The following is a 22,212-nucleotide window of genomic DNA, read 5'->3' as shown; positions in this document are numbered from 1 at the left end:
CGGTGCGATGAGTATTTAATTGGTGAATAAAATTAGCTAGCAGTTACGGCAGGCGTAGTGCTTTTGGTTTCGGTGCTTACGGTTTTCACTTCGTTACTGCTCAATGGAATCATGATTTCGGCACAAACCGTCAGGCTATCTTCCTGATAGATTTTAAACGAAGCCTCGCTCCCATACAACAAATCTAAGCGTTGTGTGGTATTTTTCAAACCAAAACCACCTGATTCAGATTTTGACTCAGTTCCTTGCAGTTGGCCCGTATTCCGTATTTTTATATAAAGTTTATTATCTGCAATACTCGTGCTAATATCTACAAAGCCCCAGTTGAGTGCCTTTTGTACCCCGTGTTTAATGGCATTTTCTACCAATGTCTGCAACATCATAGGTGGTACTTGTATATTCTGGGTTTCGGGGGCAATGTCCCACTTCATTTGCAGACGCTCTTCGTAGCGTACTTTTTCTAGCGCCAGGTAATCTTCTACCGTGCGGAGTTCTTCTTTCAGGGCAACAGTTTTGCGGCGGTCGGCCAGTAGCGAGCTTCTGAGGATATTTGATAGCTGTGTGATACCCTGCTGGGCACGTGAGGGGTCTTCGAGCACCAAAGCTCTGATACTATTCAGGGCATTGAACATAAAGTGCGGGTTCATTTGCGCCCTTAATACTTTGGCCTCGGTCTCTTTTATCGACGATTTCAGTTTTATTTCTTCTACTTCTCGCTGGCGTCTTTCTTCCGAATAATTATAAAACATGTATATCAAGGCCCAAACCAGCACAGGCTTAGCCAGATTGATAAAGTATTCAATTACCAGAATTGGTTTTTCGTGCAGTAGCTCGCCTACATATTTGGCATCGAGCGGCAGGTTAAGGGCCACCAGAATCATGGTTATTACAAATACACCAAGCCCTACCCGCAGTGCCAGCTCCGACAGTTGAAGCCTAACCCATTTCTTAGCTATAATACGGAAAAGGTGCGTGAGAAGAATAGAAAGAACAATGTTGGCGATGGCATTCGAAATCATAGAATTATCGAAGCCATATTGCAGACTGTACTGAAAAACCTCATTACAGTTATACAACGACCACCCCCCTATCTGAAACAACCAGTATAATTTATTTTTATTCATCAGAAATCTAGCTCTGTTTTAAAGAAAAATGCTGTACTCTACAGTATTTTAAAAACCGAATAGCTTTTTCAAATTTTGTATGCCCAGCCGATAATTCAGGCTGCAATATAAACTTTGCAGACAGAATTATAACACTTAAAACATACTGGTTGATAAAAATAAAGCAAAAAGTTACCAGATAAGTTTTTTATACATCAATGGAAATATGCTTCTATAAGCGGAAGATTGCCTATTCAGCCAAAACCATCAGGTGCGCTACATCATTTCTTAGTTCTAATGTAAACGCCTTAGTATCATAAGAATACGTAAGTTTGTATAAGCAAAGATTGGTATGCTCAAAGTCGTCCATTGTTGAAAGTGGCAAACCTAGCAAGTGCGGGAGCAAAATTCTGATAGCACGCCCGTGCATTGCTACAAGTATTGTTTCTTCTTCCGGACGAGATAATATCTGCTCAAAAGCAATTTTTTGTCTGGCTGCTACTTCGTCGGGGCTTTCGCCGCCTTTTGCTGCCGGAATATTGGTTTCACCTTGTCTCCACCTTGCCAGCACATCCAGATAAAACTCATCTTCCTGGTAATTTGGTGCTTTGCCTTCTTTCTCTCCCCAGCATATTTCGTTCAGCCCTTCAAAGCTTTCATACGCAATACCAAGGTCGATGAAGTGCTGCACACTCTGAACCGTACGGCGGAGTTTTGAGGTATAAATCTTGTGGAAAGGCACATCCTGGTAGGCTTCAAAAAAAGCACGTGCTTGCGAAAGGCCCAATTCGTTGAGGTCTGAATCTACGCCACTTCCTTGTACAATTCCCATGCGGTTAAATTCTGTTTCCCCATGGCGAATCAAATAAATTGTTTTCGTTGACAAATTGGTAATTTTTAGATTAATCAAATAAAATATTGAATTATCTAAAACAAAACTTAGTTTTAGCTTTCAATAATGGGATACTTACAAATTTACGAAAATTTCGGCTTAAAAGTTGCACTTTTTCGGGATTTTTTAAAGAATCGACAACTTCTAAAAATTTAACATTATGTTTAAAAAGCACCTTGATCTTGAAAATTTCAAATCTTTTGGCGCAAATTCGATGAGCGACCACCTCGGTATTGAATTTGTAGAAATCGGAGAAGACTACGTTACAGCCCGAATGCCTGTCGACCACCGCACTACGCAGCCTTTTGGTATTTTGCACGGTGGTGCCTCAGTAGCATTGGCCGAAACTCTGGGCAGTATTGCCTCATTTCTATGCCTCGACGACCCCTCTAAACAACAAGCCGTAGGGCTCGAAATAAACGCAAACCATATTCGCTCGGTTAGTAGCGGGCAGTGGGTTTACGCCAAAGCCACCCCATTACACATTGGCCGCACTACCCATATCTGGGACATTAAAATCAACAACGAAGCACAAAAACTGGTATGTGTAGTAAGGCTTACGGTGGCTATTATAGGCGGTAAATAAACCCACCTTATGGCTTGATTTTTGCTCTATATGGCATAAGTATGGCTTGTCTATACACTTGTTTTATTATCACTACTCATTCATCATTTATGAAATCCCGATTATTATTGCTATTGAGTTTAGTATCTACAACAGTATTGGCACAAGTACAAAAAGACACAGTGGTTGCTCCCAAAGATTCGGTAAAAATTACACCATTTGTAATTAACGACGAAAAACCACAGAAAAAACGCAAGAAAAAGCCCGAACCCGACACCACAGGCTATACGCAGGAGTTTAACCGCAACGAAGTGGGCTTTCAGTGGGGTATCAGGGCAGGTGGCGGCTTAAATTCGCTCACTACCAAAGAAGTAAGCTCCGTAAGAATTGCCCCATCAGGCACGCCTCTGCTCGAAAACGGCCGTATCATCAGAGACCAAATATTATCAAACAAAGACCAGGTAATGGGCTACCTGGGCGGTTTCTTTGTGCGTATGACACGTGGTTTTTTTTACCTGCAACCAGAGATATTCTACAACCGCAAAGGTGGTAAGTTTGATATTCTGCAAAGCGATGGCCGACTTTTCAAGCGTGTAAACACCACATATTCGGCCGTAAACGTGCCATTGTTGCTAGGCATACGTTTCCGCCAAGCCCGCCTATTTGCAGGCCCTATGCTTGAGTTTCCTGTCAGCTTTAACGATGAGCTAAGAGATGCCGTAAAGGTGTATACCAATAATGATTTAAAGAAAGAGCTTTTCAGCCGACCGTCGATGGGCCTGAGTGCCGGACTAGGTTTTGAGTTCAAGCATTTCTTTATCGAAGGGCGTTTCGAGACCTCAATGGGCAATATCATTGATTATGGCATTGGCCCGGCTAGTAATCCATCAAAATTACAGGTTTCGTCTCGTTCGTTGGTATTGGCTATTGGGTTTATTAAATAGGTATTTCAATAATAATAGTTCCTAAAAAAATTATATTTTCGTAGAGCCGTATTGCAATCGCGCGGCGAACCGTACGGCTCAAGGGTCTATCGAAATTTTTGAATGATTTATAAGGGAATCTCCTCAAAATAGTAGACAATTCGATCAGATTTAATAAAAAAAACAGATTCGACGACAGGAGCCTGTCTCAAAAGTTTTTTGTACCAAATAATATTTGGAAATAACCCCACCCTAACCCTCCCCAACAATGGGGAGGGGACTAAAAGCCCCTCTCCCCACAGTTGGGGAGAGGGGTTGGGGAGTGGGGTCTCTACCTTGCCAAATATTATTTTGTACTATTTTCTTTTGAGACAGCCTCTACGAAAAATACACTTTTTAAAGAACGCTTATTTATTAAAAATACGGTTCAATCACAAAACAAAAAAGCAGTTGCTGATTTCTCAACAACTGCTTTTTTTATATGCGCATCAAGCGAAACCTTACACGTTTTCTTCTACTTTCTTTTCGCTTTTATCGTTTTGCTTATCTTGCTCTTTTTCTTTGATATGGTTGTCGCTATCGCTGTCCATAAACTCCTGATAGTTGGTTAGCTTTTCAAAAGGTCTTTTACCAATCAAATCAACGAGGTCAGACTGATAAATGATTTCTTTTTTCAACAACTCCTGTGCTATTTTCTCTAGTTCTTCACGTTTCTCAACCAAAAGTTCTCTAGTGCGTTTATAAGCCGACTCAATTAGTTTCTTCACCTCTTCGTCAATAATCTTCGCTGTTTCTTCCGAATAAGGCTTAGTAAACGAATACTCGCCTTGTCCTTTAGAATCGTAGAAAGACACATTACCGATGCGCTCGTTCATACCATAAACGGTTGTCATGCCATAAGCACTTTTGGTTACTCTTTCAAGGTCGCTTAGTGCACCTGTCGATATTTTACCAAAAACAACGTCTTCTGCGGCACGGCCACCAAGGGTCATACACATTTCGTCGAATAATTGCTCGGTGCGGTACAAGTATTGCTCTTTTGGTAAATACTGCGCATAACCTAATGCCGCAATACCACGAGGCACGATACTTACTTTTACTAATGGATTAGCGTGCTCCAAGAACCAACCAGCCACTGCATGGCCTGCTTCGTGGTAAGCAACAATCTCTTTTTCTTCCGGCGAAATAAGTTTGTTTTTCTTTTCTAAACCACCAATCTCACGGTCAATCGCATCGTGGAAATCGGTCATGTCGATAGCAGTCTTGCCACGTCTGGCGGCCAGAAGGGCGGCTTCGTTACAAACGTTGGCAATTTCGGCACCTGCAAAGCCCGGTGTTTGTGCTGCCAGTTTTTTAATATCTATCGAATCAGACAGTTTCAATGGTCTCATGTGTACCTTAAATATCGCCTCACGACCAATTAAATCTGGTGTATCAACACTAATCTGGCGGTCGAAACGACCCGGACGCATCAAAGCTGAATCAAGTACATCAGGGCGGTTGGTAGCTGCAAGAATAATAATACCTGCATCAGAGCCAAAACCATCCATCTCTACAAGCAATGAGTTAAGGGTATTTTCACGCTCATCGTTTGCACCCGGCATTGCGCCACGGCCACGAGAACGACCTACGGCGTCAATCTCATCAATAAAGATAATACAAGGTGCTTTTTCTTTGGCTTGTTTAAATAGGTCACGTACACGTGCAGCACCTACCCCAACAAACATCTCAACGAAGTCAGAACCTGACAATGAGAAGAATGGCACACTGGCTTCGCCGGCAACGGCTTTTGCCAACAAGGTTTTACCCGTACCCGGAGGGCCTACCAACAAAGCACCTTTCGGGATTTTACCCCCCAATTCGGTATATTTTTTAGGCGTTTTCAAGAAATCAACAATCTCTTGTAGCTCTTCTTTAGCTTCTACCAGACCTGCCACATCGGCAAAGGTGATTTTTACTTTGCTGTCGGCATCAAATAAAGCCGCTCTTGACTTACCGATGTTGAAGATAGCACCACCAGGGCCGCCACCGCCTGCCATACGGCTCATTAAGAAATACATCAAGCCCAATACTACAATAAATGGCAGGAATTGCCACACCATTGTCATAATATCCTGGCGTTCAATACTTTCAGGGTACAGCGTATTGCGGTACTCTTCAGTAATCTGAGATGATTTCAGAAACTCGGTGTAATCACGCATGAAAGACTCAACCGAAACTACATCTATTTTCAGGTGTGGGCCTGTAACTGTAAAACGATTATTACCTAATTCTTTTTTGTATTCAGGTTTTTGAAGAGCCTCACGAGTCAGGGTGATTTCAACCGATCGGTTTCCTTCTACTACGGCTACACTTTGTACATCTTTTTGCAAAATCATTTGCTCAAGGTCTTTGTATTTAATTGTGGCAAGTGTTGCCTGCCTTGAGTAAAGCAAAAAACCTACAATACCAATAATAATAGCCGCTACAATCCAACCCTGCAAACCACCTCCACCACTATTTTGTGGTTTTTTCCTTGGAAAGTCATTACTGTTTTCAGACATGTTTTTATTTTTTCAAAGTTTAATGCAATTATTATTAATAAAGAAAACCTTTACATAAAATTGCTCAAACTGTAAAGGTTCACGTTTTTAAAACATCAATCTATTAGTATTTGTTTTGTGGGTTCTGGCTCCATGCTTTCAGCTATTTCGGTCAGTTCGGCATCACCCCATAGAGACTCCAAATCGTAAAATTTACGACGGTCTTTTCTGAATACGTGGGCAACCACATCAACGTAGTCTAACAAAATCCATTCTCTGTTTTGTTTTCCCTCCTGATGCCAAGGGTGTAATCCTGAAGCTTTAAATATCTCTTCGTCTATCGAAGTGGCAATCGCATCAATTTGTGTGTCAGTGTTACCCGAGCAGATAACAAAGAAATCTGTAATTGCATTTTTAACATTCCTCAAATCCATCACTACAATATTGGTCGCTTTTTTCTCTAACATACCATGTACTACTAAGCGACTTAATTCTTCACCTGAAATTTCTTTATTTTTTTTTGCCATCTTGTATTTTTGCGTGAAATATACCGCTTTGAAGCCTATTATTAGGATGTTTCTCGGGTGTAATTCAGAATAAATTAATGTTAATTAACTAAATATACGCTTTGTTTACTATAATATAATATTATCTTATAGATAAAACGCTAAATTAATAAAAAGTTGCACAATTTTCAGCCCAAAACTTTATTTCTTGGCAAAAATACTCTATATCTGCCAAGTTGTCATTCTACTAACGACATCGCTGCCGAAATAATTCAAAAAGAACAATTTTTTGATGGCACACTTGTCATAACTTCTGACCAAACTGCCGGACGTGGCCAACGTGGAAACAACTGGGAGACACTACCCGGCCAAAACATCACGATGTCTGTCATACTCAAGCCCGATTTCCTGAGTGCCACCGCACAATTCAGCCTCAATATAGCTGTATCTTTAGGTGTATACGAATTTTTGAGCAAATATGTTGCAAAAGATTTAAGCATCAAATGGCCAAACGATATGTATGTAGGCAAACGCAAAATAGTGGGTATGCTCCTTGAAAACAGCTTGGCAGGCAACAGAATAAGCCATTCAATTGTAGGTATTGGCGTCAATATCAATCAGTTAAGTTTTAATAACGACAAAGCCATCTCTTTAAGACTAGCTGCCCGGCACGACGAGTTCGACATCGAAATGCTGATTGGTGAGCTATGTATATGCCTCGAAAAATATTACTTACAATTGAAAAACGGCCACCTTGCCGCTCAGAAAAAACAGTACTTACAACACCTTTTCCGCTTTGAAGAAACCCATTATTTTAACAAAAATGGCAGTAGGTTTCTGGGCAAAATTGTAGGCATCGCCGACAGCGGATTGTTAATGATTGAAGTAGCCGGCGAAGTACAGTATTTTGATTTTAAAGAGGTGGCGTTTGAGATATAATTTATTGAGTGATTGTGTGAACTGTCTGAACTTTGATTTACCTGATTAAACCTATTGTATTGATTTTATTATGATACCTTTATGTAATCACACCAAGCGTCGTATTGATGTAAAATTTACAATCATAAAAATCACAAAAATCAGGTAAATCAAAGTTCAGACAATTATTCAAAATAAGCCTTCAACCTATCAGTAATCTCCGGTGGGCAGCCTGATACACGGTTGGTAGCCATTTTTACAAATACCAATGTAGTTTCTCCGGTGTGGAGTAGCACGTTTTCTTCGTTATATATTTCATAATAGAATACAATGCGAGCCCTGGGCATTTCTTTAATAATAACCCTGATGGTTACCAAATCATCATATTTGGCAGGTTGCAAGTATTTTGAGTGGCTCTCGTACACGGGCATCATAATGCCCATTTCTTCTAAGGCACGGTAACGTAAACCCAAAGAACGAAGCGCCTCTACACGGCCAATTTCATATAAACGTGGATAATTGCCATAATACATATACCCCATCTGGTCGATGTCGGCATAGCGAATGCGGTACTGCCAGTCAAACTGATACATTAGTGAATTTTAGCTTTGTTGAGTGCCTCCTGATAAATGCGCGCGTTGTTTAGGTGCTCGCTATAACTTTCGGCAAAATTATGATACCCCGAGAAATCTTCCTTGGCACAGAAATAAATGTATTTGTGGCGCTCGTAGTTCAATACGGCATCTAGTGCCACAGGTTCAGGCAAGGCTATCGGGCCGGGTGGCAAACCCGTGTTACGATAAGTATTATAAGGCGAATTAATAGACAAGTGTTTCTCCATGATACGCTTAATACTGAAATCGCCTACGGCAAACTTCACGGTTGGGTCGGCCTGCAAAGGCATATTAATAGCCAGACGGTTGATATAAGACCCCGCCACACGTGGCATTTCGTCTTTTTTATTGGTTTCTGACTGCACAATAGAGGCCATCACAGCCACCTGAACGGGCGTCATGTTGATAGATTTGGCTTTTTGTAGTTTTTCGTCAGTCCAGTATTTCTTATACTCATCGTGCATTCTGTCCAGAAACTTATCAGGCGTGGTTGTCCAACGCACAAAATAAGTATTTGGCAAAAACATACACATAATAGTAGTGGTATCGAAACCATATTTGGCGCACACCTCTTTGCTTTTCAGCTTTTTCAACAATTCTTCGTCGCTGAACTCAAAGCGGCTACCAATTTTCTTGATTAAGTCTGATTTCAGGCGAATATTATTAAAGGTAAGCCTTACGTCATCTTGTCGGCCGCCTTTAAGTTTAGAGATAATCTCTTTATTACCCGCATTAGGTTTAATTTCATAACGCCCCGGCTTTACGTTCTCAGGATACTCCATCCATTTTGATAAAAACTGAAACGAAATTTCGTCATGAATCATCTTGTACTTATGCAGCGAGTCAACCACATTTTTGTAGCTTCCTCCCGTAGGCACATATAACACAAAGGTTTTTTCGCCTTTTACATTCAGATTGGCACTGCTAGAAACCTGCCAGAAGTAAAAAGATAAAGTTGCCGCAATTGTTGTTACAATCACGAGTGCATAGGCAATGAATTTTCTGTTTTTAAGCATCTTGCTATTTCAAATTTTGTATAATACTTTCTATGGTATGTTTGGTTTGCTCGCCCGACAACATATTTTTAAGCGTAAGCGCTCCGGTTGCCATTTCTTCTGAACCAACCACGCAAACATACGGAATTTTTTTGCGGTCGGCATACTCAAATTGTTTTCTTAATTTGGCGTGGTCAGGGTAAATCTCGGCATTGATACCCGCATCACGCAGTTTTTTAAGTACAGGCAACGAGTAAGCCTCGGCATCGGCATCAAAGTTTGTAAGCAATACCTGAGTTGTAACCCCCTGTTTATCGCCAAACAAGCCTAGTTCTTCCATTACATCATACACACGGTCAACGCCCAGCGATATACCAACACCAGATAAGCCCGGCAAGCCGAATGTTCCGGTAAGGTTATCATAACGCCCCCCGCCCGATATGCTGCCTATCTGCACGCCATTGGCTTTTACTTCAAAAATGGCACCTGTATAATAGCTCAAACCACGGGCCAGCGTAATATCCAGTTGAATTTTAGGATTCTGTAAACCAAAGCCCTCAACCAGATTCCATACTTTTTCTATTTCTTCAACCCCTTTTAAACCTGTTTCTGAGTCTTTCAACCATGCTTTCAAGCCTGCTATTACTTCGGCGGTATCGCCTTGCAGGTTGAAAATCGGTTGTAGCTGCTCAATTACTTCGGCCGAAAAACCTCTTTCACGCAATTCGTCTTCTACTTTTTCTTTGCCTATTTTATCTAGTTTATCAATAGCTACTGTTAATGGCACTTCGCTGCCTTTCATGCCAATGGTTTCGGCAATGCCCGATAATATTTTGCGGTTGTTTATCTTCACCGTAAAATCTACAATACCCAGGTTTTGCAGAATCTCGTGTAGCATCAGCACAATTTCAGCCTCACAAATCAATGAATCTGTACCTACTACGTCGGCATCGCATTGGTAAAACTCACGGTAACGCCCCTTTTGCGGGCGGTCGGCACGCCAAACGGGTTGTATCTGATAACGTTTAAAGGGCATGGCAAGTTCGTTGCGATTCATGACAACGTATCTGGCAAAAGGCACGGTTAAATCATAACGAAGCCCTTTTTCTGAAATTTTATGGGTTAGTTTTTTATAGCCTTCGTCAAGGTCTTTTTGAGCCAGGTCTTTCGAGTAATCGCCTGAGTTTAGTACTTTAAAAAGTAGTTGGTCGCCTTCGTCGCCATATTTCCCCATCAGCACATTCAGGGTTTCAAGGCTTGGGGTTTCCAGCGGCTGAAAACCAAATTTTTGAAAAGTATGCTTAATGGTATCAAAAATAAAGTTTCGTTTCACCATCACCGATGGGCCAAAATCACGTGTTCCTCTAACTAAACCGGGTTTACTCATTTGTCTTTATAAGGTATATAAGGGCTCGGAAAATAAGCCCTAAAGATTTTCAGAAATTTTTCTGCTACAAAATTAGCGTAAAAAACTTATTGTTAATTTTAAATATTGATTGAATTTCTTAACTTTGCACCCTGATTTTGAATCAAAGTCTTTAAAGGCGATTTTAGAATATAAACTTTTTAATACCTCTCAGCCCTTTTGCTAGGGTTTTAGAGAATAAAATACCTAAAAAAATGGCAGTAACTCAGTTAAAACGTAAGGCAAAAAGAAACCAAGCGGTAGCAAAAAACAGAATAGCGGAAATCAAACGTTTGTCGTTAAAAGTTGATGTTCAACGTGTTGATGTTGAAGCTTTAAAAGCAGAATTCGCAAAATAATATATTATAGTTTTTGCTTAAGAAATTATAAGAGACACCCTGGGGTGTCTCTTGTTTTTTATATGATGGTTTGTTTACTAACGATTAACCGTGAATAAGAGTATGTTTAAATTTTGTTATTCTGACCGAGAAGTAAAGATTTTTTTGCTAGACAAGGCGTATTTTGCAGATGTAGCCAGCAGCTACATCGAAAAAAATGCAACGCAGTGTAGCTAAAAAAGATTACTTCGTAGGCCGAATCATAATTTTTAAACATACTCTAAATTCGGTGAAATCGTTCACTCCTCTCCAACAAATGCTATTTGCCTATGGCTGGCCATGCTTTGTTTAATATACAAAATAGGTAGTTTGGTGCTACAATGCACAAAACCTGTTTCTTTAACCGACCGCTCTGCTGTTGTTCCTTCGTTCCAGACTATCATGGCGCCATCACAATGAATCTTGCCTACATAGTCCAGAAAATTAAGATACGTTTGCTCTTGCTCAACCAAAAAATTAAAAGTAATTGTTGAATCAAAGAAATCCTGGTATTCTTCAATCAATCTTTTCTCATCTTCCAGTTCTTGTTTGTCTTTGGCAAACAGTACAAAATTCATGAAAATATCGTAGTGCGACACAAAGTCGTAAATAATAGTCATGAAATCAAAACTTGATTTCTGAATTTTTTCTACCAGAATACACACATTAGCCGGAAACGAAAGCGCAATACTTGGTGGCACTGCAATAACACTTACCTGCAGGTTTGTCAGAATCGCCTGCGCATTGCGGCCCATCTTCCCTTCGCCGGGCTTATTGTTAGTGCCTATAATAATGGTACCGAAATTTTCACGGGCATGCAGGGCCTTTAGTTCTTCAACAAGATTCCCCTTTGCCACATGAATTTTAAAAGTGCTACCAACCGTTTCATTCAGATACGCCCTTGTTTGCTGCAATATCCGGCCGATACGCTCGTGCGCCTGGTTTTCGGTAATTGTGCCATCAAGGCAATGAAAGATTGTGTATTCGCTTAAAATCTCTTTGGTGAGAAGCAGATGGTAGGAGATAATTTTTTCGGAGCATTCGCCCAGGTCAATCGCAATAAGTGTTCTCCTCGACTCGCAGGCACGTAATTTAGTAAGAGGTAATTCCATTTATATCGTTCTTCACAAAAACTCACTTGTAGGTCTTACAAATGAGTTTTCTAATCAAATCCGGCACAAACCTAGTGATAAATACCCAATAAAATGGCATAAAAAAAGTCAAAATCCTGAAATTTGACGACCAAAAGCAAGAAAACATCTTAAACGGTAGCAACACCCAGGCATCACTCGGGCTTCGGATGTTCTATTTTTGTAATCGTTAACACACCTCTTTTACTTTTTCTGTCTCTGTCTTTCAGAATATTTTTAATCAGCTTACGATTTTCAATTCTCATTTTAAAAATCACAGCCTGCCCAAACAGCGCAAGTCCCGAATTAACCATAATCAGGCTATAAGTACCTAACAAAAACCATCTCACAAAAGGCGCATTAGTATGCTTCAAATGCCCTGCTTCACTCAGCACGCTCAGGCCATAGCCAACCAGCATCATGCCGGTCATGGCTGACAAAAACCACTTTACACGCAGAGGCATATTTTTGATTAACCTTTTTCCGGGAGGCTTCCGTTTTTTTATTTCCATATTTTTATCGAATCTTTAGGAAAATGTTTGAGTTAAATCTTGAAAATAAAAAAAGCGGTGCACCGCTGCGCTGATTTTGTTTCAAGACAAGATTTAAAAACCGGAGTTTAGCATCGCTAAATGAGGATTTTTAAAGCGCAGTATTGAGACAAAAGCAGCTTTTTTATTTCAATGATTTTAAATCAAACAATTTCTAGGTATATTGGTGTAAAAGCAAAGACAAAAATAATTAATTTTGGGTTTAAATTACAACGATATACACTCATAAGTTTAGAGCATGGGCAAAATTATTAGTTTCTTACTACGTTTTATTCCTCGAAAATACCTGCAACTATTTAGCCATATCCCCCTTAAAGTTTATACTTTTATTCTAAAAGGCAATACTGTTGAGTGTCCGGTGTGTGATGTTAAGCTTGATAAGTTCTTGCCTTATGGCCGTTTGGCCTCTCGCAAAAACGCGCTTTGCCCTAATTGCCTTGCATTAGAACGCCACCGCCTGATGGCTCTTTACCTGCGTGAGAAAACAAATTTCTTTAGTGCAAACCAGCTAAAAGTATTACACGTAGCACCCGAATATTGTTTTATCGACCGTTTTGAGGCCATGAAAAACCTTGATTACATAACGGCCGATATCGAGTCGCCGTTGGCAAAGGTAAAGATGGATATTCACGAGATTCCGTTCGAAGCCAATACGTTCGATGTGGTTTTCTGTAACCACGTAATGGAGCACGTAGAAGACTACCACAAGGCGATGTCGGAGCTACACCGGGTTTTGAAACCGGGCGGCTGGGGAATCATTCAATCGCCTCAAGACTGGACAAAAGCGCATACTTTTGAAGACCCTACCATTACTGACCCACGTGAGCGTGAAAAGATTTTCTGGCAAAACGACCACCTGCGCCTATTTGGCCGTGACTATGGCCGTGAGCTTGAGAAAGCAGGCTTTAAAGTAACCGAAGACGATTTCGTGCTCAAAATGCCTAAAGAACTGGTAGAAAGATTCGCCCTTCCGGCAGGAGAAATTATTTATTTTTGTGAGAAGTAGGTGTCTTGAACTTTGATTAAACTGATTTTTGGATTTCACTGAAACAATCTTTCTGTGAACAATTCAAAATCTGATGTTAGTCTATTCTTAATAATCAAGATTCAAATCTCATCAGTATAATCAGTTTAATCAGATAAATCAGAGTTCAAGACAATCACCCACTATGAAATTCAAAGACAAAGTTGTTATCATCACAGGCGGGAATTCGGGTATAGGCAAGGCCGCTGCTATTTTATTTGCCAACGAAGGTGCCAAAGTAATGGTAGCCGATTTGTCGGATGTAATAGATGATGAACTGGCTGAATCAAAAGGAATAATAGAATTTATCAAGGCCAACGTTACAAGCCTCGATGACATCGAAGGCATGATAAAATATACCCTTGCCCTATGGGGCAAATTCGATATTCTGGTAAACTCTGCCGGTGTTTTAGGGCCACGCATCCGCACCGACAAGTATCCCGAAGATGCCTTCGATACCATAATTGATATAAATGTAAAAGGTCTTTGGCAATGTATGAAAACCGCCCTGCCCTATTTTGTAGAGCAGCGTAGCGGCAATATCGTAAATATTGCCTCGGTGGCGGGGCATCTGGGCATGGTAGGCCATATTGCCTATGCAGCCAGCAAGCACGCCGTAGTAGGCATGACCAAAACAGCCGCCATTGAGTTTGCCAAATATGGCATCAGAATCAACGCTGTGTGCCCGGGTTTTACACAAACCCCTATGCTCGAAGGTGCCGATACCGATGCGGCTTATCTGGATGCATTGCAATATGCAACGCCGATGAAACGCTTTGGTAAACCCGAAGAAATTGCCAGTGCAATTTTGTATCTGGCAGCCGACGAGGCATCGTTTATTACAGGCCAAAGTGTGATTCTGGACGGCGGGCTGATTTTACAGTAAGTATCTATCTACCCTATTCAATATATAAACCTATGAACAACGTTTTTGACTTAACTGATAAAGTAGCCCTTATTACAGGCGCAAGCAAAGGCATCGGCGAGGCCATTGCCCGTATATTTGCCCAGTATGGTGCTAAAGTAGTAATAAGCAGCCGCAAACAAGCCGACTTAGACGAATTGGCCAACGACATAAAAGCAGCAGGTGGCCAATGCACAGGCATAGCAGCCCATGCAGGTGAAATGGCTCAGTTAAAACTTTTGGTCGAAAAAACTGTTGATACTTATGGAGGTATTGATATTCTGGTAAACAATGCTGCTACCAATCCGGTTTACGGCCCATCACTTGATTGCCCTGAAAGTGCTTTCGACAAAATCATGCAGGTAAACGTAAAAGCCCCTTTTGAGCTTTCGAAAATGGTACACCCAATCATGAAAGCACGTGGCGGCGGAAGCGTAATCAATATCAGTAGTATTGCGGGGCATACGCCAGACCCAGGCCTGGGCATTTATAGCGTAAGCAAGGCCTCGTTAAATATGCTCACTAAAGTATTGGCCAAAGAATGGGGCCAAGACGGCATCAGAGTAAATGCCATTTGCCCGGGGCTTATCAAGACCAAATTCAGCCAGGCACTGTGGGATAATGACAAAACCCTTGCGCATTTTACCAAGCGCCTGCCAATTGCCCGCATGGGTACAGTAGAAGAAATTGCCCCAATGGCACTGTATCTGGCTACGTCGGCCTCAGCCTATACCACCGGAGGCTTGTTTTCGATTGATGGCGGAACTATTATATAAGAATAAACCCTTTTTGAGATTAACCTTTTTTTAGTTTGAAAAACCCTAGTGTCTGTATAATAATTCCGGTTTATCAGCAACAGCTTAAACCTTACGAAGCCATATCGCTTGAGCAAGGTGTGCGGGTACTGGGCCATTATCCAATGATAATAGTAAAGCCGGCCTCGCTCAATGTAAGCCACCTGCTCGAAAAATACCCTCAACTGCAAACAGCCGATTTTGATGATGCCTATTTTAAAAGCACATTAACCTACAACAAGCTGTTGCTGTCAGAAACGTTTTATGAACGTTTTCTGGCCTATGAGTATATGCTCATTTATCAGACCGATGCCTTTGTGTTTAAAGACGAACTAGCCTACTGGTGTAGCCAGGGTTACGACTACATAGGTGCGCCCTGGCGAATTGAGATAGATTTTGATGCCAAATGGAAAGAGTGGGTCTGGAATCTGAAAAAGAAAATAGCCATCTGGTTCAACCTAAAAGAAGAGCGTTATGGCAAATACGGCCCAAAAGAAATCATCATGAAGCGTGGCGTAGGCAATGGCGGTTTCTCGTTACGAAAAACCCGTAAATTGCTGAGTCTGATTCCGAAAAACCAAGAGAAAATTAATCAATATTTAGAACTAGCCAAAACTCACCCTGCCTACAACGAAGATATGTTCTGGTGCATTGAGTTGAATCGTTATTTTCCAAAATTACGCATTCCTGAGTGGCGTACTGCCCTCCGTTTTGCCGTTGAGCACATGCCCGAAAAAGCCTATACCCTCAACAATGGTTTACCGTTTGGCTGCCATGCCTGGGACATCTACGAAACCGAATTCTGGAAAAAACACATTCGCACGTTTGGCTATAAATTATAAGCTATGAGGAAATATTGTGGAACTCCACGAGAAACCATTCCATTTAAGTTCATGGATTTCTTTGTGGATATTTATGCGAAGCTTTTTTTTAAGAAACGTACCCGAAATTTTGATACTGCTGCCCCTAAGCGCATATTAATTGCTTCTTTGGGGCATCTGGGCGACGCCCTTACGGTTACTTATATGTTTCCGTTGATTAAAAAAAAGTATCCTGATGTAAAAATAGACCTGCTGGCTCCGCAATGGTGTGAGGCCGTGAATCAGCATAACCCTTATGTTGACCGCACCATCATTATCAACCATTACCAGACCAACCGGAAAAAAATTTCTCGTTCGGCTAAAATCAAAGAGCATTACAGGAGTTTTTTAGCCGCATTGCCATTGCTAAAACAAGAATCGTACGATTATTACATTGATATTCGTTACAGCGATGCCGTTGCGCACTTTGTGCTGCCTTTTATTAAGGTAGGCAAAGCCTTTGGTTTTGCCCGCAGGGGTCTCGGTGGCTTGCTCGATGTAGAATTTGACGTGCCACAAGGTGAGTTTCATCATTTTGATATGTATCTGATGCTCCTGCGTGAGATAGGCGTTACAGGAACACTAGCCGATATAGAACCTTATTTCCCGATTGCACCCGATACCACAATTGCGAAAATTCAGCAGAAGGTAAGCATACCAAAGACCCATTACCTGATGGTATTTCCCGAATCCGGTGGTGAGCATAAACAGCTTTCGCCTCATTTCTGGGCTTCTATTCTTGGTGAGTTATTGGGGCAAACCGACTTCACGATTTTACTTTGCGGACAAACAAGCCTTTGTACCCAAATTTATAATCTGGTAAATATTCCCGGCCTGAACCGCCTGATTGATACTTCGAACAAAATCAATATTCACGAAATAGCGCTTTTGTCGCAAACAGCCACTTATGCGCTCACGCTCGACTCCTTCCCCGAGCATCTTTGTTGTATTTTCTGTAAAACCATTGCTGTTTTCAAAGGCACGGGTTACCCGTTTTTTCCATTGGCAAACCACCCTGTTTATCTTATACATAATCACCAGCCAAGTGTAGGCTTGCCTTTCGACCGTGAAAACGTAACCATTATATACCAGGAAGAAGTAGAAACCACCGAAGTAAAAAAATTAATAGTAGACAAAATAAATCAGGTAATTATACATGAGTAAAGTTATTTTAGATAGTGCTGTTTTAGGTCTGGGTTATTTTAATCAACAAGCCCGAACAGGGGTTTATCGGGTTGCCGAAAACCTTTTCGAAGGTTTGGTGGCCAACAGCTCTACGCAACTGGCGCTGGCAAGTACCCAACACCTGCCTGAAACTATTGCCTATCTGCAAAACTTTTATTCGAAGCAAAAATTACCGATTGTCAATAAAGCACAGGATTTAAAACTTGCAAGGTTTGAAAACAACATTGTTTCGAGCTTTGCCTATAAGTCTTTTCCGCAGAAGCTAGTCAGAGAACTATTTACCCGCCTGAGAGGCTATTTGAAACCCGCTTATGATTTTGATTTGGCGGCTTTAAGTGCTTATGATATTTATCATTCGCCCTTTTTGCCCATTCCTGATGTGCTGACAGGTGCTTCAAAACCCAAGAAAGTAATTACGATACATGATTTGATACCGCATTTGTTTCCATCGTATTTCGGCGAGTGGAATGTAATGATAATGAAGAAAATCCTTGATAGTATTGACGAACACACTTACCCTATATGCGTTTCAGAAGCCACCAAAAACGATTTATGCGAAGCAACAGGCATTTCGCCTGACAGCGTTTTTGTGGTGCATCCGGCCGCCTCAGAAGATAAATTTTATCAGGTAAAAGACGATGAAACGATAGAATCTACATTAAAAAAATACAACATTGATACCCATAAAAAGTACCTTTTATCGATCGCCACGCTTGAGCCCCGCAAAAACATTGAGCGCACCATCAGAAGTTTTCTGAAACTGATTCAGCAAGAAAAAATAGACGACCTCAACCTTGTGCTGGTAGGCACCAAAGGCTGGGACTTTGAAACTATTTTTGAAGAAATAAAAGCCAATCCAATCCTGAAAGAGCGGATAATCATCACAGGCTTTGTGGCCGACCAAGACCTTGCCGCCCTGTATTCAGGCTCAATGGCCTTTGTGTACCCGTCTCTGTATGAGGGTTTTGGCTTACCTCCGCTCGAAGCCATGCAATGTGGCACACCCGTAATAACATCAAACAAAAGCGCACTTCCCGAAGTGCTTGGAGATGCCGGCCTACTCGTTGAACCCACCGACGAAAACGCCATTGCCGATGCCATGCATCAGCTCTATATAAGTACTACGCTGCGCCTGCAATTAAGCAAAAAGGCCCTGCAACAAGCACAGAAATTCTCATGGAAAAAATTTACTGATACACATATCAAAATTTATCAGCAAATTTCCTAAATTCGATACTTGTATAGACAAGCATTTATTCAATCTAATTTTACCCTTATGCTCTTCGCAAAGAAAGCGTCTGCTATCTTGTGGCTTAGCACAGCTTTGGTATTAGCTACGGCTTTTGCGCCAGGCTACAACGACGATAAAAATAAACTCTACGTACCCGACGACCTCGAGGCTACTCTCTGGGCCGAAACACCAATGCTACACAACCCTACCAATATGGATGTTGATGCAAAGGGGCGCATCTGGATTACCGAGGCCGTAGACTACCGCAATTTCAACACCAAGCCCGGCGAACGTATCAATAACGAGCAGAAAGGCGACCGTGTGGTAATACTGGAAGATACCGACGGCGACGGCAAAGCTGATAAGTCGAAGGTTTTTGCACAGGATAAAGACCTGATAGCACCATTGGGCATTGCCGTAATTGGCAAAAAGGTAATTGTATCGGCCGCCCCAAACCTGATTGTGTACACCGACGAAAACGGCGACGACGTGCCCGATAAAAAAGAAATACTCCTGACCGGATTCGGAGGGCTCGACCACGACCACTCGCTGCACTCGGTTACTGCAGGGCCTGATGGCAACTGGCATTTTAATACAGGCAATGCCGGCCCGCATATAGTAACTGACAAAGGCGGCTGGACGCTCCGCTCGGGCAGCAGCTACCACGGCGGCACACCTTACAACAAATCGAACCAAGGAAATCAGAAATCAGACGATGGCCGTGTATGGGTTGGTGGCTTGGCATTACGCATGGATACCGACGCCAAAAACCTGAAAGTAATGGGGCATAATTTCAGAAACAGTTACGAAGTATGCCTTGATTCTTATGGCAATATGTGGCAGAACGATAACGACGACCAAGTGATAACCTGCCGTGTGAGCTACCTCATGGAAGGTGGCAACGCTGGCTATTTTAGTGCAGACGGCACACGTTTCTGGCAGGCCGACCGCCGCCCGGGGCAAGAGATGTTTACAGCACACTGGCACCAGGACGACCCCGGAGTGCAACCAGCCATCGATAATTCAGGGGCGGGTTCTCCAACAGGTATTGCTTTTTATGAAGGCGATGCCCTTGGCGAAAAATACCGTGGTACTTTGTTAAGTTGTGAAGCAGGCCGAAACGTGATTTTCTCGTATCAACCTACTATTGATGGAGCAGGGTTTAAAATGCAACGCCACAACCTAATTAGTTCGTTTCCAAAAACCGACGACCATTATATTTGGCACGATACCAGCCAAGACACCCGTAAGTGGTTTCGCCCAAGCGATGTTACCGTTGGCACCGATGGCTCTATTTACATAGCCGACTGGTACGACCCCGTAGTAGGCGGCCATGCCATGCACGACAAAAAAGCACATGGCCGTATTTTCAGAATTACACCTAAAGGCAAAAAGCTCACCCCTCCTACAATCGATTTAAGCACCACACAAGGGCAGATTGCTGCCTTGAAGAATCCGGCAATTAATGTGCGTAACCTAGGTTTTGAAGCCCTACGCAAAAGCAATAAGATAGCCGAAGTACAAAAACTATTGAGCGATGCCAACCCTTATGTACAGGCAAGAGCCGTATGGTTGCTCTCAAAAATGGGAGATGAAGGCATAAAAACAGTAGAAAAAGTACTCGATACCGACAATGCGGCCCTGAAAACAACGGCTTTCAGAGCCTTGCGGCAGGTAAAGACCGATATACTGCCCATAGCCGAAAAATTATCGACTGATAAAGCCACCGCCGTGCGCCGTGAAGTAGCCATTGCTTTAAGAGACCTGCCGTTGGCAAACATCAAAAGCATTATTGATAATCTGGTAAAAGCCCACGATGGCACCGACCGCTTCGAAACCGAAGCCATCGGGCAGGCATTAGATGGTAAAGAAAGTGCCTATTATCAGGCAATCAGACCTACGCTAGCTAAAGACCCTACTTCTTGGAATAACGCCACAGCCACGCTTGTATGGCGCTTGCACCCTGTTGAGGCCGTGAACGATTTAAAAGTAAGAGCATCAGCCCAAAGCCTGACAGAAGCGCAACGGAAACAAGCCATTACTGCACTGGCTTTTATTAAAGACAAACAAGCTGTAACGGCCATGCTTGCCCTGAGCAAAAGCCCTTTAAAAGACGTATCGGAGCAGGCTTTCTGGTGGGTAAATTTCAGAAAAACCAACGAATGGGCTAGTTTGATGGATTGGGAGAAAGCCGTTAATACGCAACTTTCGGCGCAGCAAAAGCAAATGCTGGCACTCGAAAAACAAATGCTCGATAAAAACCAGCCAAAGGCTACCAGAGAAAAAGCGGCCGAAAAATTGGCAAAAGATGCCATAGGTGGTAAAATGTTGTTGAGCCTTGCGGGCGAATCACGCATACCTAAAGAAGTAAAAGGGGTAGTTGCACAGCATATTTTCAATAATCCTGATAAATCTATACGCATGATGGCGAGCGATTATTTTTTACGCCCAAGTGGAAAAGAATTATCTGTGAGCCTTGCCCTTGATATGCCCTCTGACTTGAAGAATGGCTATGAAGTTTTCAGAAAAAACTGCGCTACCTGCCATAAGTTCGACAAAGAAGGGGCAGAAATAGGCCCCGAACTTACGCTGATAAGCAAGAAGTTTGATAAAGCGGGCTTGATTGATGCCATCGTAAATCCATCAGCAAGCATGGCCTTTGGCTACGAGCCCTGGATTATAAGCACCAAAGACAAAAACACTTATTACGGTTTTCTGGTAGGCGATGGCGAAACCCTCATGCTGAAAGACGTAGCAGGCCAGTTGACGAGCATCAAAAAAGCCAATATTGCCAGCCGCAAACAACTCACCAACAGCCTCATGCCCGAGCCCTCATCAATGGGTTTAAAAGAAAAAGATTTATCTGATTTGGCAGGTTATTTATTGAAACTGCCTTTGGAGGAGTAGAACAAGAGGCTGTCTCAAAAGAAAACTACACAAAATATTATTTGGCAAAGCTTCAACCCCACACCCCAACGGCAGCGGCCGACCGTCCCTCTCCCCAACTGTGGGGAGAGGGGCTCTTTTGTCCCCTCCCCATTGTTGGGGAGGGTTAGGGTGGGGTCTTTTCCAAATATTATTTGGTATAGAAAACTTTTAAGACAGCCTCTTCTTTATCATCACTATTTACGCCAAAGTAGCATCAACAGTTATTTTGGTATTCAACAATTTAGAGATTGGGCAGTTTTTCTCTGCATCTGCTACCAGTTCATCAAATTTCTCTTTCGAAATCTCAGGCACTTTGGCTGTCAGGGTCAGGTGCGAAAGCGTAATCTCGCCGTTTTCAAACGTAATATCGCATTTGGTTTCAAGGTTTTCAGGCGTAAATCCGGCACCCGACAGGTTAAAGCTCAGTTTCATAGTAAAACAGCCTGCGTGTGCTGCTGCCACCAATTCTTCAGGGTTTGTACCCACACCGTCTTCAAAACGAGAATTAAACGAATATTGAGTCTGATTCAAAACTGTACTTTGCGTGCTAAGGTGTCCTTTACCTTCTTTGCCTGTTCCTTGCCAAACGGCTGTTGCATTTCTTTTCATTTTGTTGAATTTTTTAGATGTTCAAAATAGATTTTGTAGAAGTTTTTCCTACTTAATCAGCTTTAAAAGTAAACAAATTTGTGGCACTAATGTTGTAATAAAAATTATTAGAGTATCACTTAACTTTTGTATTTTAAAATTATTTAAAAAAGCGATAATTTTGTAAAAATTACGTA

Annotated in this window: 21 protein-coding genes; 11 read left to right on the top strand and 10 right to left on the bottom strand. The window is 42.0% G+C overall.

Annotated features, from left to right (window positions below; genetic code table 11):
* Positions 1-32: 32 nt before the first annotated feature.
* Together WAE64_RS19190 and WAE64_RS19185 are read right to left on the bottom strand one after the other, a co-directional pair.
* Complete coding sequence (locus WAE64_RS19190; RefSeq protein ID WP_340239264.1) at positions 33-1,124, bottom strand: sensor histidine kinase; 1,092 nt, start codon at positions 1,122-1,124, stop codon at positions 33-35.
* Between the two features lie 229 nt (positions 1,125-1,353).
* Positions 1,354-1,989 carry a histidine phosphatase family protein gene (locus WAE64_RS19185; protein ID WP_379977628.1) on the bottom strand — a complete coding sequence of 212 codons (636 nt, stop codon included), beginning with the start codon at positions 1,987-1,989 and terminating at the stop codon, positions 1,354-1,356.
* A gap of 166 nt (positions 1,990-2,155) precedes the next feature.
* On the opposite strand from WAE64_RS19185, the gene WAE64_RS19180 reads away from it, so the two are divergent.
* On the top strand, positions 2,156-2,581 hold the full coding sequence (locus tag WAE64_RS19180) for a PaaI family thioesterase (RefSeq protein WP_340239262.1): 426 nt from the start codon (positions 2,156-2,158) through the stop codon (positions 2,579-2,581).
* 89 nt (positions 2,582-2,670) lie between these two features.
* Entirely contained in the window at positions 2,671-3,504 is an 834-nt protein-coding gene (locus WAE64_RS19175; protein ID WP_340239260.1) for a porin family protein, read from the top strand.
* 479 nt (positions 3,505-3,983) lie between these two features.
* Here the strand turns inward: WAE64_RS19175 and ftsH are convergent, their stop codons facing one another.
* Both ftsH and rsfS read right to left on the bottom strand, forming a co-directional pair.
* Positions 3,984-6,026: an ATP-dependent zinc metalloprotease FtsH gene (gene ftsH, locus WAE64_RS19170; protein ID WP_340239258.1), complete on the bottom strand. Its 2,043-nt coding sequence runs from the start codon at positions 6,024-6,026 to the stop codon at positions 3,984-3,986.
* Positions 6,027-6,121: 95 nt separating this feature from the next.
* On the bottom strand, positions 6,122-6,532 hold the full coding sequence (gene rsfS, locus WAE64_RS19165) for a ribosome silencing factor (protein ID WP_340239257.1): 411 nt from the start codon (positions 6,530-6,532) through the stop codon (positions 6,122-6,124).
* 156 nt (positions 6,533-6,688) lie between these two features.
* Here rsfS and WAE64_RS19160 point away from each other — a divergent pair, with 156 nt between their 5' ends.
* Positions 6,689-7,450 (top strand): biotin--[acetyl-CoA-carboxylase] ligase, encoded by a 762-nt coding sequence (locus tag WAE64_RS19160; protein WP_340239255.1) that lies wholly within the window; start codon positions 6,689-6,691, stop codon positions 7,448-7,450.
* A 164-nt stretch (positions 7,451-7,614) separates the two neighbouring features.
* On the opposite strand, the gene WAE64_RS19155 is transcribed toward WAE64_RS19160, so the two are convergent.
* The 3 genes from WAE64_RS19155 to hisS are packed head-to-tail and all read right to left on the bottom strand — an operon-like array spanning position 7,615 to position 10,425.
* Positions 7,615-8,022 (bottom strand): acyl-CoA thioesterase, encoded by a 408-nt coding sequence (locus WAE64_RS19155; RefSeq protein ID WP_340239254.1) that lies wholly within the window; start codon positions 8,020-8,022, stop codon positions 7,615-7,617.
* Entirely contained in the window at positions 8,022-9,059 is a 1,038-nt protein-coding gene (gene mltG / locus WAE64_RS19150) for an endolytic transglycosylase MltG (RefSeq protein ID WP_340239253.1), read from the bottom strand. The genes WAE64_RS19155 and mltG overlap by 1 nt, the downstream gene beginning before the upstream one ends.
* A gap of 4 nt (positions 9,060-9,063) precedes the next feature.
* Positions 9,064-10,425: a histidine--tRNA ligase gene (hisS, locus tag WAE64_RS19145; RefSeq protein ID WP_340239251.1), complete on the bottom strand. Its 1,362-nt coding sequence runs from the start codon at positions 10,423-10,425 to the stop codon at positions 9,064-9,066.
* A gap of 233 nt (positions 10,426-10,658) precedes the next feature.
* On the opposite strand from hisS, the gene WAE64_RS19140 reads away from it, so the two are divergent.
* Complete coding sequence (locus WAE64_RS19140) at positions 10,659-10,802, top strand: hypothetical protein (protein WP_340239250.1); 144 nt, start codon at positions 10,659-10,661, stop codon at positions 10,800-10,802.
* A gap of 278 nt (positions 10,803-11,080) precedes the next feature.
* Here the strand turns inward: WAE64_RS19140 and WAE64_RS19135 are convergent, their stop codons facing one another.
* Complete coding sequence (locus tag WAE64_RS19135) at positions 11,081-11,932, bottom strand: universal stress protein (RefSeq protein WP_340239249.1); 852 nt, start codon at positions 11,930-11,932, stop codon at positions 11,081-11,083.
* A 173-nt stretch (positions 11,933-12,105) separates the two neighbouring features.
* Complete coding sequence (locus WAE64_RS19130; RefSeq protein WP_340239248.1) at positions 12,106-12,462, bottom strand: hypothetical protein; 357 nt, start codon at positions 12,460-12,462, stop codon at positions 12,106-12,108.
* Positions 12,463-12,739: 277 nt separating this feature from the next.
* Between WAE64_RS19130 and WAE64_RS19125 the strand changes: the two genes are divergently transcribed.
* The 7 genes from WAE64_RS19125 to WAE64_RS19095 all read left to right on the top strand — a co-directional run bounded on the left by WAE64_RS19125 (position 12,740) and on the right by WAE64_RS19095 (position 21,406).
* The gene (locus WAE64_RS19125) at positions 12,740-13,507 is read left to right on the top strand and encodes a class I SAM-dependent methyltransferase (RefSeq protein ID WP_340239247.1); all 768 of its coding nucleotides are present in this window, start codon (positions 12,740-12,742) and stop codon (positions 13,505-13,507) included.
* A gap of 163 nt (positions 13,508-13,670) precedes the next feature.
* Entirely contained in the window at positions 13,671-14,411 is a 741-nt protein-coding gene (locus tag WAE64_RS19120) for an SDR family NAD(P)-dependent oxidoreductase (RefSeq protein WP_340239246.1), read from the top strand.
* A 32-nt stretch (positions 14,412-14,443) separates the two neighbouring features.
* Positions 14,444-15,205 carry an SDR family NAD(P)-dependent oxidoreductase gene (locus WAE64_RS19115; RefSeq protein WP_340239245.1) on the top strand — a complete coding sequence of 254 codons (762 nt, stop codon included), beginning with the start codon at positions 14,444-14,446 and terminating at the stop codon, positions 15,203-15,205.
* Between the two features lie 35 nt (positions 15,206-15,240).
* Positions 15,241-16,065, top strand: coding sequence for a DUF5672 family protein (locus WAE64_RS19110; protein ID WP_340239244.1), 825 nt, complete (start codon positions 15,241-15,243; stop codon positions 16,063-16,065).
* A gap of 3 nt (positions 16,066-16,068) precedes the next feature.
* Complete coding sequence (locus WAE64_RS19105) at positions 16,069-17,247, top strand: glycosyltransferase family 9 protein (RefSeq protein WP_340239243.1); 1,179 nt, start codon at positions 16,069-16,071, stop codon at positions 17,245-17,247.
* A complete protein-coding gene (locus WAE64_RS19100; RefSeq protein WP_340239241.1) occupies positions 17,240-18,496 on the top strand; it encodes a glycosyltransferase family 4 protein in 1,257 nt (418 codons plus the stop codon). The genes WAE64_RS19105 and WAE64_RS19100 overlap by 8 nt, the downstream gene beginning before the upstream one ends.
* A 48-nt stretch (positions 18,497-18,544) precedes the next feature.
* Entirely contained in the window at positions 18,545-21,406 is a 2,862-nt protein-coding gene (locus WAE64_RS19095) for a PVC-type heme-binding CxxCH protein (protein WP_340239240.1), read from the top strand.
* A 219-nt stretch (positions 21,407-21,625) separates the two neighbouring features.
* On the opposite strand, the gene WAE64_RS19090 is transcribed toward WAE64_RS19095, so the two are convergent.
* Positions 21,626-22,036, bottom strand: a complete 411-nt coding sequence (locus WAE64_RS19090) for an OsmC family protein (RefSeq protein WP_340239239.1) — start codon at positions 22,034-22,036, stop codon at positions 21,626-21,628.
* Between the last annotated feature and the right edge of the window lie 176 nt (positions 22,037-22,212).

It is taken from the genome of Emticicia soli (assembly GCF_037860775.1).
GTDB classification, from domain to species: domain Bacteria; phylum Bacteroidota; class Bacteroidia; order Cytophagales; family Spirosomataceae; genus Emticicia; species Emticicia soli.
Note: the sequence above shows the minus strand (reverse complement) of the source record. Positions and strands in the feature narration are given on the sequence as shown.

Excerpts from the sequence above, each read along its gene's own strand:
- WAE64_RS19130 (WP_340239248.1), bottom strand. The coding sequence starts at position 12,462 with ATGGAAATAAAAAAACGGAAGCCTCCCGGAAAAAGGTTAATCAAAAAT.
- WAE64_RS19120 (WP_340239246.1), top strand. The coding sequence starts at position 13,671 with ATGAAATTCAAAGACAAAGTTGTTATCATCACAGGCGGGAATTCGGGT.
- WAE64_RS19125 (WP_340239247.1), top strand. The coding sequence starts at position 12,740 with ATGGGCAAAATTATTAGTTTCTTACTACGTTTTATTCCTCGAAAATAC.
- WAE64_RS19155 (WP_340239254.1), bottom strand. The coding sequence starts at position 8,022 with ATGTATCAGTTTGACTGGCAGTACCGCATTCGCTATGCCGACATCGAC.
- WAE64_RS19100 (WP_340239241.1), top strand. The coding sequence starts at position 17,240 with ATGAGTAAAGTTATTTTAGATAGTGCTGTTTTAGGTCTGGGTTATTTT.
- WAE64_RS19105 (WP_340239243.1), top strand. The coding sequence starts at position 16,069 with ATGAGGAAATATTGTGGAACTCCACGAGAAACCATTCCATTTAAGTTC.
- WAE64_RS19095 (WP_340239240.1), top strand. The coding sequence starts at position 18,545 with ATGCTCTTCGCAAAGAAAGCGTCTGCTATCTTGTGGCTTAGCACAGCT.
- WAE64_RS19115 (WP_340239245.1), top strand. The coding sequence starts at position 14,444 with ATGAACAACGTTTTTGACTTAACTGATAAAGTAGCCCTTATTACAGGC.
- rsfS (WP_340239257.1), bottom strand. The coding sequence starts at position 6,532 with ATGGCAAAAAAAAATAAAGAAATTTCAGGTGAAGAATTAAGTCGCTTA.
- WAE64_RS19140 (WP_340239250.1), top strand. The coding sequence starts at position 10,659 with ATGGCAGTAACTCAGTTAAAACGTAAGGCAAAAAGAAACCAAGCGGTA.
- WAE64_RS19175 (WP_340239260.1), top strand. The coding sequence starts at position 2,671 with ATGAAATCCCGATTATTATTGCTATTGAGTTTAGTATCTACAACAGTA.
- WAE64_RS19190 (WP_340239264.1), bottom strand. The coding sequence starts at position 1,124 with ATGAATAAAAATAAATTATACTGGTTGTTTCAGATAGGGGGGTGGTCG.
- WAE64_RS19090 (WP_340239239.1), bottom strand. The coding sequence starts at position 22,036 with ATGAAAAGAAATGCAACAGCCGTTTGGCAAGGAACAGGCAAAGAAGGT.
- WAE64_RS19135 (WP_340239249.1), bottom strand. The coding sequence starts at position 11,932 with ATGGAATTACCTCTTACTAAATTACGTGCCTGCGAGTCGAGGAGAACA.
- ftsH (WP_340239258.1), bottom strand. The coding sequence starts at position 6,026 with ATGTCTGAAAACAGTAATGACTTTCCAAGGAAAAAACCACAAAATAGT.
- mltG (WP_340239253.1), bottom strand. The coding sequence starts at position 9,059 with ATGCTTAAAAACAGAAAATTCATTGCCTATGCACTCGTGATTGTAACA.
- WAE64_RS19180 (WP_340239262.1), top strand. The coding sequence starts at position 2,156 with ATGTTTAAAAAGCACCTTGATCTTGAAAATTTCAAATCTTTTGGCGCA.
- hisS (WP_340239251.1), bottom strand. The coding sequence starts at position 10,425 with ATGAGTAAACCCGGTTTAGTTAGAGGAACACGTGATTTTGGCCCATCG.